The 12,736-nt window shown below is 54.9% G+C and carries 15 protein-coding genes; 3 read left to right on the forward strand and 12 right to left on the reverse strand.

The features are described 5' to 3' along the window. Positions 1–144 precede the first annotated feature (144 nt). Together H4J77_RS03580 and H4J77_RS03585 are read right to left on the reverse strand one after the other, a co-directional pair. Positions 145–1,488: an IS1182 family transposase gene (locus H4J77_RS03580; protein ID WP_182247016.1), complete on the reverse strand. Its 1,344-nt coding sequence runs from the start codon at positions 1,486–1,488 to the stop codon at positions 145–147. Between the two features lie 114 nt (positions 1,489–1,602). Next, entirely contained in the window at positions 1,603–2,811 is a 1,209-nt protein-coding gene (locus H4J77_RS03585; protein WP_123890178.1) for an ammonium transporter, read from the reverse strand. Between the two features lie 395 nt (positions 2,812–3,206). On the opposite strand from H4J77_RS03585, the gene H4J77_RS03590 reads away from it, so the two are divergent. After that, complete coding sequence (locus H4J77_RS03590; RefSeq protein ID WP_182247018.1) at positions 3,207–4,370, forward strand: EAL domain-containing protein; 1,164 nt, start codon at positions 3,207–3,209, stop codon at positions 4,368–4,370. Positions 4,371–4,388: 18 nt separating this feature from the next. Here H4J77_RS03590 and H4J77_RS20155 read toward each other — a convergent pair whose 3' ends face one another. Genes H4J77_RS20155 through H4J77_RS03610 form a run of 4 tightly spaced genes read right to left on the reverse strand, consistent with a single transcriptional unit; the run spans position 4,389 to position 6,979 of the window. Next, positions 4,389–5,702, reverse strand: a complete 1,314-nt coding sequence (locus H4J77_RS20155) for a sensor histidine kinase (RefSeq protein WP_182247020.1) — start codon at positions 5,700–5,702, stop codon at positions 4,389–4,391. After that, positions 5,699–6,364, reverse strand: coding sequence for a response regulator transcription factor (locus tag H4J77_RS03600; protein WP_182247022.1), 666 nt, complete (start codon positions 6,362–6,364; stop codon positions 5,699–5,701). The genes H4J77_RS20155 and H4J77_RS03600 overlap by 4 nt, the downstream gene beginning before the upstream one ends. Further along, positions 6,364–6,642, reverse strand: coding sequence for a PepSY domain-containing protein (locus tag H4J77_RS03605; RefSeq protein ID WP_372237822.1), 279 nt, complete (start codon positions 6,640–6,642; stop codon positions 6,364–6,366). The genes H4J77_RS03600 and H4J77_RS03605 overlap by 1 nt, the downstream gene beginning before the upstream one ends. Positions 6,643–6,670: 28 nt before the next feature. After that, complete coding sequence (locus H4J77_RS03610; RefSeq protein WP_123890183.1) at positions 6,671–6,979, reverse strand: PepSY domain-containing protein; 309 nt, start codon at positions 6,977–6,979, stop codon at positions 6,671–6,673. 111 nt (positions 6,980–7,090) lie between these two features. Between H4J77_RS03610 and H4J77_RS03615 the strand changes: the two genes are divergently transcribed. Further along, on the forward strand, positions 7,091–8,170 hold the full coding sequence (locus tag H4J77_RS03615; RefSeq protein ID WP_123890184.1) for a patatin-like phospholipase family protein: 1,080 nt from the start codon (positions 7,091–7,093) through the stop codon (positions 8,168–8,170). A 101-nt stretch (positions 8,171–8,271) separates the two neighbouring features. Further along, the gene (locus H4J77_RS03620; protein WP_182247026.1) at positions 8,272–8,838 is read left to right on the forward strand and encodes a class I SAM-dependent methyltransferase; all 567 of its coding nucleotides are present in this window, start codon (positions 8,272–8,274) and stop codon (positions 8,836–8,838) included. Between the two features lie 144 nt (positions 8,839–8,982). On the opposite strand, the gene H4J77_RS03625 is transcribed toward H4J77_RS03620, so the two are convergent. From H4J77_RS03625 to H4J77_RS03650, 6 genes are all read right to left on the reverse strand, one after another. Next, positions 8,983–9,420 (reverse strand): hypothetical protein, encoded by a 438-nt coding sequence (locus H4J77_RS03625; protein ID WP_182247028.1) that lies wholly within the window; start codon positions 9,418–9,420, stop codon positions 8,983–8,985. A gap of 49 nt (positions 9,421–9,469) precedes the next feature. After that, positions 9,470–9,715, reverse strand: a complete 246-nt coding sequence (locus H4J77_RS03630) for a hypothetical protein (protein WP_182247030.1) — start codon at positions 9,713–9,715, stop codon at positions 9,470–9,472. 113 nt (positions 9,716–9,828) lie between these two features. Continuing rightward, on the reverse strand, positions 9,829–10,365 hold the full coding sequence (locus tag H4J77_RS03635; protein ID WP_123890188.1) for a C40 family peptidase: 537 nt from the start codon (positions 10,363–10,365) through the stop codon (positions 9,829–9,831). A 91-nt stretch (positions 10,366–10,456) separates the two neighbouring features. Further along, the gene (locus tag H4J77_RS03640; protein WP_182247032.1) at positions 10,457–11,128 is read right to left on the reverse strand and encodes a DNA-3-methyladenine glycosylase I; all 672 of its coding nucleotides are present in this window, start codon (positions 11,126–11,128) and stop codon (positions 10,457–10,459) included. Between the two features lie 25 nt (positions 11,129–11,153). Further along, positions 11,154–11,978 carry a tRNA 2-thiocytidine(32) synthetase TtcA gene (ttcA, locus tag H4J77_RS03645; RefSeq protein ID WP_123890190.1) on the reverse strand — a complete coding sequence of 275 codons (825 nt, stop codon included), beginning with the start codon at positions 11,976–11,978 and terminating at the stop codon, positions 11,154–11,156. A 113-nt stretch (positions 11,979–12,091) separates the two neighbouring features. Beyond that, entirely contained in the window at positions 12,092–12,691 is a 600-nt protein-coding gene (locus H4J77_RS03650) for a Yip1 family protein (protein WP_182247034.1), read from the reverse strand. Positions 12,692–12,736: the final 45 nt, after the last annotated feature.

The raw sequence follows: 12,736 nt of genomic DNA on the forward strand, positions 1-12,736 counted from the left end.
TGGACGGGGTTTTGTTTTTTATAGGTTCAGCCAGCCTCGTCCGCGTTATCCATCCGGAACCAGATGAACTCGATATAAGCGAGTGAGCGGGCCACTGGAGGATTTCCACGCCTTACAGCGGCAGGTGTGGGGCAAAAACAGCCCTCATGCCGCCATCAGAGCAATTTTCTTGATGTTCTGTGCGGCCGCCGTGAGCAGACACTGCGCTTGCACCTTGTCTCGGCCACGGTAACGCGCATAGCGATACTGATGCAGCTCCTTGGCATCGGCAAAGCTCCTTTCCACCGTTTCCTTTCTTCGCTTGTACACCGCCTTGCCCCACTCCGTCAGCCGGTGCGCATCCTGGCGTTCTTTGCAGTCTTCCCATGCATGCCGAGTGATCGTTTTCTGACACTTGGCATTGCTGGTACAGCGCGACAGCAGGGGGCAACTGCGACATAGATCCGGATCAGACTGATAATGCCGATAGCCTTCACGGCTGGTCGTGCGGTAGAGCAGAGTCTGGCCTTGCGGACAGATGTAGTGGTCCTTGTCCGCGTCGTATTGATACTCGTGCTTGTAAAGGTACCCCTTGCGGTGACTGGGTCGGCGATAGCCGAATACCGCCTTGATGTGCTGATCCTCCAGCCCCTTGCTGATCGGCGTAACGTGATAGCCGGCATCGAGCCCCACGTGTGTCACCTGGAAACCAAAGCGATCCTTCTGGCGCTGCAGCCGTTGAAGATAAGGCACCGCATCATGAACATTACCCGCCGTGACATGCACATCGGTGATGATATTGGCCTTGCCGTCCACCGTGCGGTGATCCAGATAGAAAAACCCCTGAGGTTTGTTGTCACGGGTCATGTAGCCGCTTTGCGGATCAGTCGTGCTCTGTTTGATTTCCCTCGACTCCGGCTCCCTGGATGGCGAGGGCAAGGGCTTTTTTCCATGTGCGAAGCGATCCTCCTCAATGGCACGATCGAGCTCGTCCATATAAGCCTGACGCTCCGAAACCGCTTTGGCCTTGACCCATTTGCCCTTGTTGGCATTGGCCTTGAGATGGGTGGAGTCGGTATACAGAACATGACCGGAAACCAGCTTGCGTTTGATGGCCTGAAACACAATTTCATCAAAGATCTGCTGGTGAACATCGGACTCATTGAACCGGCGGCGTCGATTCTGGCTCAGGGTGCTGGCGTCGGGCACCTTGTCCGTCAGGCTCAGCCCCAGGAACCAGCGGTAGGCGACATTCACCTGCACTTCGCGGATTAGTTGCCGTTCACTACGCACCCCGAACAAATAACCGAGCAGTAGCAGTTTGAACAGCAGAGTGGGATCCAGTGCGGGCCTGCCGTTATCAGCGCAGTACAGATCCTTGACCAGATCGTGGATAAAAGAAAAGTCGATGTGCTTATCAACTTTACGTAACAGGTGATCTTGTGGCACCAGCTCGTCAATACAGACAAATTCGAGAGCGGACTGAACCGGGGGACGATCGCGCAGCATGAGCAATACCCTGACATTCTGGAGTGCCCATATAAAAACAAAGCCCCGGCTAAAGAGCCAGGGCTTTGTCAGCAGTCTGACCGGGCTTATGCCCGGTTTTTTTATGCTCGAAAATCAATCTTCCGAGATGGCTCCAATCTTGTGAATGGCGAGATCGGCGCCCTGAAACTCGTCTTCCTCGCTTAGACGTATGCCAACGATGGCTTTAATCACGCCATATACCAGCAAGCCACCCGACAGCGCCACTACCACGCCAGCCAGGCTACCGAGCAGCTGTGAGATAAAGCTGACGCCGCCTAAACCACCCAGACTCTGCAGGCCAAAAATACCGGCAGCCAACCCACCCCAAACACCGCACAACCCGTGCAGCGGCCAGACGCCGAGTACATCATCGATTTTCAAACGGTTCTGCGTGAGGATGAAGGTCCAGACGAACAAACCACCAGCAACTACGCCAGTCGCCAGCGCGCCTAGCGGGTGCATCAGGTCAGAACCAGCACATACTGCCACCAGCCCCGCCAGCGGACCGTTATGAATAAAGCCAGGGTCCGCGCGACCAACCAGTAACGCAGCCAGGGTGCCCCCCACCATCGCCATCAACGAGTTGACCGCAACCAGCCCGCTGATACCCTCCAGCGTCTGCGCCGACATCACATTGAAGCCGAACCAGCCAATCGAAAGAATCCAGGCACCGAGCGCCAGGAAGGGTATATTGGATGGCGGCATGGCAACCACATGCCCTGCACGGTAGCGCCCGCGTCGTGCGCCCAGCATCAACACGGCGCCCAGCGCCAGCCAGCCGCCGACGGCATGCACTACCACAGAGCCGGCAAAGTCATGAAATGGCGCACCAAAGCTGACTTCCAGCCACGCCTGAAAACCATAATTGCCGTTCCATACGATACCTTCGAAGAAGGGGTAAATCAGACCCACAATCAACAGCGAGGCGCACAACTGCGGAGCAAACTTGGCGCGCTCGGCAATGCCGCCGGAGATAATAGCCGGGATGGCTGCAGCAAAGGTCATCAGAAAGAAGAACTTGACCAGCGCATAGCCATTATTCTCGGACAAGGTCGCTGCATCAGCAAAGAAATTGGCGCCGTAGGCAATCCAGTAACCAACGAAGAAATATGCCAGGCAAGAAATGGCAAAATCACTGATGATTTTAGATAGCGCGTTGACCTGATTCTTTTGGCGGACAGTACCGACCTCCAGAAAAGCGAAACCCGCGTGCATTGCCAGCACCATGATAGCGCCCATCAGAATAAACAGGGTGTTGGCGCCGTGAACCAGAGTTTCCACAGCGCTGTTCAGGTTTTCCATTCAGACAGCCTCTTTATGAACAGACAGTTCGCACCAATCTTGTGCAATCAAGCCGCTTTGGTTCCATTGTGGTGCCTTACTCCCAATGAAATAAAACTGTCTTGATTTGCATACAAACTGATAGCGGTTAATTTTATTTTTTATTATCAATAAGTTATTTTTAAAATTGCGTAACACAAGCCAGCTAAAAGCACCGAATTAGGGCGCCAAGCAGGTGTGAAATCACCTTTAAAGTGCAAGACACATACCAAAATCCTGCGTTATTGCACCGATGTAGCCCCGGACTATCCAAAACCCGATCAGGTTGATGCCGAACGCAGCCACAATGCGGGCTCAACCAGCCTTGGCTATAATCTTGCATACCGCTACCCGCCCATTCCGACCCGGAGAATAATGTGTTTAATGGTCAGCCTCTGCCTTACTTCCAACCTCTGATCGATACCGCAACAGGCCGTATCGCGGGGTACGAAGCGCTTGCCCGCCTGCGTGACGACGAAGGCAATATCACCAGCGCCGGCCCGCTATTTACCGATCCGGAGGTAAACCCCGCTGATCTGCTGGAATTGGACCGCTGTATACGTCGCATGGCACTCGAGCGTTTCCGCGACAACCCTGACGGCTTTATCAGCTTGAACATATCGCCATCCTGGGTAAGCCAGTTGAAGCCCGGGCAGCCGTTACCCAGCCTGCAGTTGCTGGAGGAAATCGGCTTACCACCCGACCAAGTAGTATTCGAAATTACCGAATTGCAGGGCAGTATTGATCAGCTACGTGATGTGGTTCAGCGTTATCGCCAGGCCGGTATTCGAATTGCAATCGATGACTTTGGCGCCGGTTATTCCATGCTTGACCGTGTTCTGGCACTGGAACCAGACATCCTCAAGCTTGATATCCAGCTGTTTCGCAAAGCCGCCAGCGGCAATGGCAACAGCGGCGACTTCGTCAGAGCTCTGGCATTGATGGCGGAGAAAAGCGGCTGCTGGATTATCGCAGAAGGTGTGGAGACCGAGCAGGAACTGCACTTCGCACTGGAGTGCGGCGCCCGCTATGTACAGGGTTACCTGTTCGGTAGGCCTGAAGAGAACTTTTTGCCGGCTGAAGCGGTAAAGCAAAAGTTTTCAGACATGCGCGATCACTATGTCCTGGACAAGCTGGCCGAGCGGGAGAAGCTTGCCAGCCTACGCAAATCATTGGCCGAACTGTTTGCAGACTTGCGGGTGTGGCTCAGCAAAGGTGGCCAACCCGCTCACCTGCCTGCGCCGGAATCCTACCCATGGCTACTGCGCTGCTTTCTCTGCGATGCGCATGGCACGCAGATTTCACCCAACTATGAATGGAAAGGTGACGCCTGGCATACCGATCCGCGCTACCTGGATCACAACTGGTCCTGGCGGCCATACTTTTACCAGATTCTGGCGGAAGGCGGCGAAGACAGCAGGGTCATACTATCCAACCGGTATCGCGATGCCACCACCAATCAGTACTGCCTGACCTCAGGACTATTCATTGATGACAGCCGTCACTTGTTGCTGGTCGACATAGATACGTCTTTTCTTTAACGCCCAGCCGCTGCGCATCTAGGTGCGTAGCGGCAACCATACCTCAACCAGCAGACCACCGAGCGTCGCTTCAGACAACTGCAGACTGCCTGCATAGGCACTCACCAGATCGGTGACAATACCGAGCCCAAGCCCGTGACCAGGCACCTGCCGATCAAGGCGGGTACCACGATTCAAGACCTCTTCACGCTCGCGAGGTGCGATACCCGGCCCATCATCCGCTATCTGCAGATACAAACCCTCAGAGTTCAATTTCCAGCCAACCTGGACCTGCCCCTTTGACCACTTGCAGGCATTGTCGATCAGATTGCCCAACAGCTCCTGCATATCTTCACGGTCGTAGGGCCAACTCAGTTCACCAACCCCATCAACGCTGATATCTATCTCGTTATACAGCGACTTGAAGGTGGCAATCAGGGCGTGCATATCGCGCTCTGCCTGAAAACGCTCTGCACGTTGCTGCTCGGGCGCCAGGCGTGCGCGCTGGAGGGTTCTCTCCAACTGGCTGTGAATGATATCGAGCTGCTCGCGCAGGGGCGTCACGTGCTCGGGCGCCAAGGTGCTGGTCAGATTATCCAGGCGACTCTCGAGCACCGCCAAAGGCGTTTTCAACGCGTGCCCCAAGTCACCAGCACTACTGCGCCCTCGCTCCAGAACCCGTTCTACCTGTCTACCCAAGTGATTGATTTCCACTACCAGCGGATGTAACTCCAGCGGCACAGTTTCACTCAGTTGCATGCGCGCACCCGTGCGCCACTCGGATAACTCAGCCTGCGCTCGACGCAGAGGACGCAAGGCACGCTGCAATAGCCATTGCTGCAACAGCAGAGCCACCACAATCACAGCTGCTCCCAGCCCCCAGAGCCACCAGCGCGCGCGCTGAAAAGTCGCGAGCAGCGGCTGATAATCCAGCGCCACCGTCACCCTCAATTGTTCGCCATGACTACTGTACTGCTGAGACCAAACCAGTAGCTGCTGGCCTTTGGGTCCAGGTACCAGGCCGGTAGACTGAGCGTCGCTGTCGCTGGGTACTGGCAGGCGTTGATCCCAGAGTGAGCGTGAGCGCCAGCGCTCCCGACCCTGAACGATAAAATAGCGACCGGAGTAAACTCGACGGTAATCCGGGTCAACCTTACTCAGGTCAAGATACAGCCCGTCAACACCAGGCGTCATGGCCGCCAGCAGACTATCTGTCTCACTTTGCAATAACGTCAGCAGATAGGCGCGTTGTGCCCGGTCGTACAACCAGACACTGCCCTGACCAAGCAACACTATGCTGAACAGCATGATTAACAAAAGGCCGACGCCAAGACGGCGCCCGATGGAGATCACGGCGCCAGCCCTACCAACACATAGCCCTGGCCACGCCGCGTTTCTATCGCAGCGCGCCCCAGCTTGCTGCGCAAATGATTAATCTGTACTTCAATAACGTTGGAGTCGCGCTCGTCTTCATAATCGTACAGATGCTCGGCCAAGCGTGCTTTGGACAGTACCTGGCCAGCATTGAGCATCATGTAGCGGAGTAGTTTGAACTCGGTGGCAGATAGACCGGTCGACGCCAGACCCGCACCGCTAACCTGCTGCGTTGCTTCATCCAGGGCCAAGCCGCCGACATTGAGCGTTGCGCTCGGCTCGCGACCATGCGCGCGACGCAACAGCGCCTGGATACGCAACAGCAACTCTTCATTATGAAAAGGTTTGGTCAGATAATCGTCAGCACCAGCCTGCAGGCCAGCCACGCGCTCAGTCCAGCGACTGCGTGCAGTCAACATCAATACGGGCGTCGCCTGTCCCGCATTTCGCCAACGTCGCACCACCTCAAGCCCATCCATACCAGGCAAGCCGAGATCAACGATCGCCAGGTCATAGGGTTCCTGCTCCCCCAGAATCAGGGCATCGCGCCCATCCGTGCGCCAGTCCACCGCATAACCGGCACGCTTAAGGGTCAGGGAGTCCGCCAGTGCTACGTTATCTTCGACCAGCAGTATCCGCATCAATCATCCTCTTCTACCTCAAGCAGTTCGCCACTCAGCGCATCATACTCAAGTTCCATTACCACCCGCTCACGGGTGATCACTTCAATTTCATAAACATAGCGGCCATCGTCGGCCTCCAGTTCGGCACTCAGAAAGCGTCCGGGGTAGCGCAGCAGCGCATCATCAATAAACTGCTGGAGCGGAGCTATTCGCCCCTGCTCCACCAGTTCCAGCACCTCGTCCTGACCGATATCGTCAGCCTGAATAGCGGCACTGCACAGCAAAAGGCCCAGCACAAAACGGCTGGACCTTAGCAGCGTATTATTAATTGTCCTGCTTGTGTTCAAGTACTTCACCATTGCTGGCGTCCATATCAACATCCCATTCCTGCCCCTGGCCATCCAGAATTTCTACCTGGTAAACATAACGACCGTAGACCTTTTCGAGATCGGTGTCAGTAATAGTGCCGGGCTGAACGCTCAGTGCCTTTTGGTTAAGTTCTTCAAAGTTCATGATGGTACCCTGCTCGATCAAGGTGTTAGCCTCATCCAGGCGGACGTCATCATCTGCCAGCAGCGCACCGCTGCCCAAACTCAAAAATGCTGCGCAGGTAAGTGCAATTGCCTTGTTCATAAATAGTACCTCTGTCGTCTTAGGGTGTAAGCACAGACTATAGTCAGCAGCTGAAACCAACCTTAAAATAACTCGCTTTCGCTTTTCGGACTGTAAAGGAACCGCCGAGACATGCCCGCCATTCATGTTGCCGCCCCTGCATTGACGCTACGCGCAGGCCATCGTGCTATCGAGCACATCCGCCATAACGGCCTGCAGCCGCAGGATGTGCACATGATTCCCGGTGCAGCCGGCGGCCCCAAGGCGCTGGGTATTCAAGGCCTGGACCTGGCCCTGTTTGGCGAGTGGCTACCTCGCGCGCCGCAACCGCGCAGCCTGATCGGCGCCTCTATTGGCAGTTGGCGCTTTGCCAGTGCCTGCATGCCAGATCCGGTCACCACCCTGCGTCAACTGGGTGAACTCTACACCAACATGCGTTTCCCCAAAGGGGTGAGTATTCAGCGTATCAGTGCTGCCTGTGGCGAGATGCTGGACGAGCTGCTGGGCGGAGAGTTCGACACTATCCTGACCAATCCTAACTACTACCTCAACATCGTAGTAGTAAAAAGCCTGGGCCTGCTACAGCATGATTCACGCACCCGTCTGGGGCTTGGCCTAAGCGGTGTCATTGGTGCCAACCTGCTGGGACGCAGGCACCTGGGGCGTTTTTTTGAGCGGGTAATACTACACGATCCCCGCCAGCGACCGGCACTGGATGACCTGCATGATTTCAAGAGCAGTCACGTCAACCTTACGCCCGCCAACTTGCGTGCAGCCCTGCTCGCCTCCGGCTCCATCCCCATGGTGATGGAAGCGGTACGCGATATTCCTGGCACAACAGCCGGGGTATATCGAGATGGTGGCCTGCTCGACTATCATCTTGACCTGCCCTATACGGCTCCTGGCGTGGTGCTTTATCCGCACTTTCTGGACCGCGTAGTACCCGGCTGGTTTGACAAAAGTCTGCCGTGGCGTAAAGCCAACCCGCAACAGATGCGTGACGTTCTGCTGGTTGCTCCGTCGCGCGAGTATCTCGACAGTCTGCCCTACCGCAAGCTCCCCGACCGTAAGGATTTCAACCGCTTTGTCTATGATAACGACGGCCGCGAAAAGTATTGGCGCACAGCCATGAGTGAAAGCCAACGACTGGGTGACGAGTTTCTGCGCCTGGTCGAAAGCGATGATCTGATCAGCCGCGTGCAGCCCCTGTGATAGAGACGCCAGCGTATTCACGCTGCCCACTCTGCCAGGCGGCAGCAGCCTGGTTTTATAGTGACGTCAAGCGGCCCTACTTTCAGTGTAACGACTGCCTGATGGTCCATGTTCCCACCCAGTGGCACCTTGATCATGCCGCCGAGCGCGCCGAATATGACAGACATGAAAATCACCCGAACGATGCCGGCTATCGGCAGTTTCTTTCACGCCTTGCAACGCCTTTGCTGGAGCGCCTAAGGCCCGGCAGTAACGGGTTGGATTTTGGCTGTGGCCCTGGCCCCGCCTTGGCGGCCATGCTGCGTGAGCACGGCCATCAGGTTAGTCTGCACGACCTGTACTACCACCCCAACCCGCAGGCGCTGAGCCAACGCTGGGACTTCATCACCGCGACTGAAGTAGTCGAACACCTGTCCCAACCCTTGTTGGTCCTGGATCAATTGTGGACCTGCCTGAAGCCCAATGGCTGGCTCGGCATCATGACCAAAAGGGTCAAGAACCAGGAAGCCTTCAAGCATTGGCACTATAAAAGCGATCCCACCCATATCAGTTATTTCAGCGAACAGAGCTTCACCTGGCTAGCACAGCGCTGGGACGCCAGGCTAGAGATCCTTGGCAACGACGTGGTCTTGCTGCAGAAGACAGGAGCCCACCTGCATAAACAATAATGCAGGCTTCATTTCCCTTCTCCCTTTTCTATCTCGCCGTATTATCGAGCGGCTATTGCCCTTGCGCAGATAGCACAAGGCCCTGTATCGAGCGCATGTAACCCAAGGCTATTAGTGCTGTATCCATAACAATGATAAAAGCGCTCAGAAAAACCAGAAGCAAAGCCCCTTGGCAGCGCCTTGTCGCTTGATTCGCTTGCTTGGCGGGCGCACAGCTACAGAGTAGGCGGCAGGCAAATAACGGCAGCAATAGCGCCATTCAGTCTCGATGATGTCTATTACCTGATTGACTGACAGCATTCCCATAGGTCGATAAGCAGTAATCCGTTTACCAATAACGGCGCAGATACGCTCGCACAGCCAGACATCATCAAACCCGGCCCATTCACCCGCCACATCGCGCAGGTTGTCGCACTGCGCAGGAAACACCTCAAGCCAGAGCACCTCCAGCACCGCTTCTGGCGAGAGCCCGGAGCTTATTACCTGTCGTGAGATATATCGGTGGGTATCAGCGGAAATCTCTGTATCCAGAAACAAAAAGGACAGCGCAGACCATAACGGAAGTCGTTCTTGCGTATTCACCCGAGCACACTGCGCGCGCTAGCCAGACCGCTGCTGAAAAGCGCAGCGCTCATAACAGAAAGCCCGAGTTACGTATGTTTTCGCTGAACAGGCCGCCGACAAACCAGAGACTGGTAAAAAACCACATCACGACAGCAAACAGACGAATGCCTTCTGCGCTCCACGCAGGCGCGAGAAAGTGAATAAAGAACCAGGATTTCCAGCCCTCAACCCACTGAGCGCCGCCCCAGCTGATTATCCACTTCCAGAACAGCGAAGTGATGACATAAAGCAAAGTCCATTCCAGCAGCGTCATGTGTTTTTTCTTACTATGTGTAAGCCCGACAACGAATAGCTTGACGTAATTAAGACGCGGATTGAGCCGGGTAGAGAGAAGAAGAGGGGGTGAAGCCGTCCTGGTGGACCAATTCAGTTGCTGCTGAGTACCCGGCGCGCGCCCTTGAAGGTACGCTGCCAAAAGCTGGACCCAAGCTCATCCACCCGCACCACACCACCTGTGCTGGGCGCATGCAGGAAACGCCCTTCGCCAATGTAGATACCGGCGTGATTGACTCGTCCGCCGTTCATGGCAAAAAGCAGCAGATCACCGGGCACCAATGCGCTTTCGCTGGGCTTGTCGGTCTGCATCGAGGTAAGGCCTGCGGTGGTGCGGGGCAAGGTAACCCCAGCCGCTTCGCGGTAAACATACTGAATCAGACCACTGCAGTCGAACCCCGTATCCGGCGAAGTGCCGCCCCAGCGGTAGGGGGTACCAATAAGGCTGAATGCCTGGAAGACAACATCATTACCCAAAGCATCGGCGGTATTGGAACGAACAGCGGGGACAGAGGGGACGGGGGTGCGTACGTTGGATTTAGCGGTAACGTCTAACGGCGCTCTTGGCGCACTGCTACAGCCTGCCAGCAGAGCTATGACGAGTAACATCAATAGAGCACTAAACCGCATCCGCATACCTTTCTATCATTGAACTTTGATTAAAAAATGTACGATTGCGCACACCATGTCAAGATTTTACTTTAACTTTGTACGCCAAGTCTCAGTGATTTACCGTAAAAGCCAACATCGCCGATAACTGGCACAGCGGTCTGCCGCTCTGTTCCATCCAATGATTAAACGCCGCCTGAGCCGCATTCTGATCACGCTGACTGGCCGGAGTCCGGTCTATAACCCCTTGGGCCTTCAATCCCGCAACCACGTCTTCTGTAGCAACCCAGGTATCCTTACCGACCATGCGCAAAAAACGCGGCATGGATTGGCCGCCAAGCTGACTGCCCCGTTTAGCCAACATACGCCACAAGCCAACGATATCATCTACCGGCCAATCGGCTATAAGTTGCCCCATGCTGCCGTATTCAGTGCGTATGTCGAGCACCAACTGGGCGTTACGTGGAACACTGCGCAACTTGCCCAAGTGACGAATGATGCGCTTGTCGGCCATCAACCGCTCTAAATGCTCGGCGCTCATCAGCACCACTTTGTCCGGGTCAAAGCCGAAAAAGACCTCTTCGAATACCGGCCATTTGGCGTCTACCAGGCTGTGCTTCAATCCGGCACGAAAAACTCGCAGCGCCATGGTGGAAAGGTAACGATCATCAGTTATCGTACGTAATTGGGCGGCCGACCTTGGCTTGGGCAAATGTGCCTCGAGCTGGGCCTTTGAGCCAAACCGGTTCAAGCAATAACTCTCAAGCCAGGCATAGTCCTGCACAGTCAAACTCCACAGCAGAGGTGAATCAGAGATTCGTCACATTAAGGAAACGTGGCGCGACGGACTCATCGATGCTCAGACTGGCAAAATCGAACAGTTTGCTATCGGCCAGCTGCGATGGCTGCACATGCTGCAACGAGCGAAAGACATTGTCGAGACGGCCAGGTGTCGCACGCTCCCAACCTTGCAACATATCCTTGACCACCTGGCGTTGCAGATTCTCCTGCGAGCCGCAGAGGTTACAGGGAATAATCGGAAAGCCCTGAAGCTCAGAGTAAGCAGCAATGTCTTTCTCATTGCAGTATGCCAAAGGCCGAATCACCACATTACGGCCATCATCCGACCGCAGCTTGGGTGGCATGGCTTTGAGATTGCCGCCGTAAAACATGTTGAGGAAAAAGGTCTCAATAATGTCGTCGCGGTGATGCCCCAGCGCCATCTTGGTCGCACCTATTTCATCGGCAAAAGTATAAAGATTGCCACGACGCAGCCGCGAACAAAGCGAACAGGTCGTTTTACCTTCGGGGACTTTTTCTTTAACGATGGAATAGGTGTCGCGCTCAAGGATGTGATACGGCACGCCCAGCTCACTCAAATAGGCGGGCAATACGTCTTCCGGAAAGCCTGGCTGCTTCTGATCCATATTGACGGCAACCAATTCAAACTGGATCGGCGCAACCTTTTGCAGGTGCAGTAGCACATCAAGCAGCGTGTAGCTGTCTTTGCCGCCGGATAGGCAGACCATGATCTTGTCACCATCTTCAATCATGTTGTAATCGGTCACCGCTTCGGCGGTCAGGCGACGCAAACGTTTTTGCAGCTTGTTTTGGTTAACGCTGAGACGGCTCATGGAGAGGCACACCGGTAGAGTAAAACCGGCATTTTACTGGAAACCGCTGTACATAAAAACATCAACCCCTCTTGGCATTGCCGAGAGGGGTTGATCGGTGAACTTGCAAGATACTAACGAAGGTAAACGGGCCCTACGCCAAAGCCCCAAAAAATAACTGATGTAGCCATCATGGCAACCAGTACCACTAACCCTACGGCCAGGATAGAACTGGAAAACAGGAAGCCTTCATCACGAGGAATATCCATAAAAATGGGAATCCCCTGGTAAAGCAGGTAGACGGTATAGGCTACCGCAGCAGTACCCACCAACATCCCCAACCAGAGGCTGGGATAAAGCGCAGCCAGACCGGCTATAAACAGCGGCGTTGCGGTATAAGCGGCAAACACAACGCAATCATTGAAGGTGGGGGCTGAGTCGTAGGTACGAGCCATCCAGTGGATAAAGGCGCCCATCACGGCTACGCCAGCAAGCATCGCGAGATAAGACAGCAGCGTCATCGATAGCGCACTGGCTTGAGTCAGCTTGACCGCTTCTTCGGTGCCAATGTACCAACCTACCTGAGTGGTACCAATATAAGCAGAGACTACCGGAATCGCAGCCAGAACAAGCACATGGGTCAAGTACATATGCCCAATGCTTTCGTCCTCGCCTTTTATTTCTCTCCATTCCTCATCGGGATGGGTGAACAGCCCCACTACATGGTGGATCATGGTCTGACCTCCTAATTATTATTCAGCGCTTTAGCATCAATGGCA

Origin of the sequence: Pseudomonas sp. 5Ae-yellow, from assembly GCF_014077575.1 — a bacterium.
Taxonomy (GTDB): Bacteria; Pseudomonadota; Gammaproteobacteria; order Pseudomonadales; family Pseudomonadaceae; genus Halopseudomonas; species Halopseudomonas neustonica.

What these genes read in the sequence shown, in the direction of transcription:
- H4J77_RS03585 (WP_123890178.1), bottom strand. Translation starts at nt 2,811, where the DNA reads ATGGAAAACCTGAACAGCGCTGTGGAAACTCTGGTTCACGGCGCCAAC.
- H4J77_RS03630 (WP_182247030.1), bottom strand. Translation starts at nt 9,715, where the DNA reads ATGACGCTGCTGGAATGGACTTTGCTTTATGTCATCACTTCGCTGTTC.
- H4J77_RS03610 (WP_123890183.1), bottom strand. Translation starts at nt 6,979, where the DNA reads ATGAACAAGGCAATTGCACTTACCTGCGCAGCATTTTTGAGTTTGGGC.
- H4J77_RS03580 (WP_182247016.1), bottom strand. Translation starts at nt 1,488, where the DNA reads ATGCTGCGCGATCGTCCCCCGGTTCAGTCCGCTCTCGAATTTGTCTGT.
- H4J77_RS03635 (WP_123890188.1), bottom strand. Translation starts at nt 10,365, where the DNA reads ATGCGGTTTAGTGCTCTATTGATGTTACTCGTCATAGCTCTGCTGGCA.
- H4J77_RS03620 (WP_182247026.1), top strand. Translation starts at nt 8,272, where the DNA reads ATGGTCCATGTTCCCACCCAGTGGCACCTTGATCATGCCGCCGAGCGC.
- H4J77_RS03650 (WP_182247034.1), bottom strand. Translation starts at nt 12,691, where the DNA reads ATGATCCACCATGTAGTGGGGCTGTTCACCCATCCCGATGAGGAATGG.
- H4J77_RS03615 (WP_123890184.1), top strand. Translation starts at nt 7,091, where the DNA reads ATGCCCGCCATTCATGTTGCCGCCCCTGCATTGACGCTACGCGCAGGC.
- ttcA (WP_123890190.1), bottom strand. Translation starts at nt 11,978, where the DNA reads ATGAGCCGTCTCAGCGTTAACCAAAACAAGCTGCAAAAACGTTTGCGT.
- H4J77_RS03600 (WP_182247022.1), bottom strand. Translation starts at nt 6,364, where the DNA reads ATGCGGATACTGCTGGTCGAAGATAACGTAGCACTGGCGGACTCCCTG.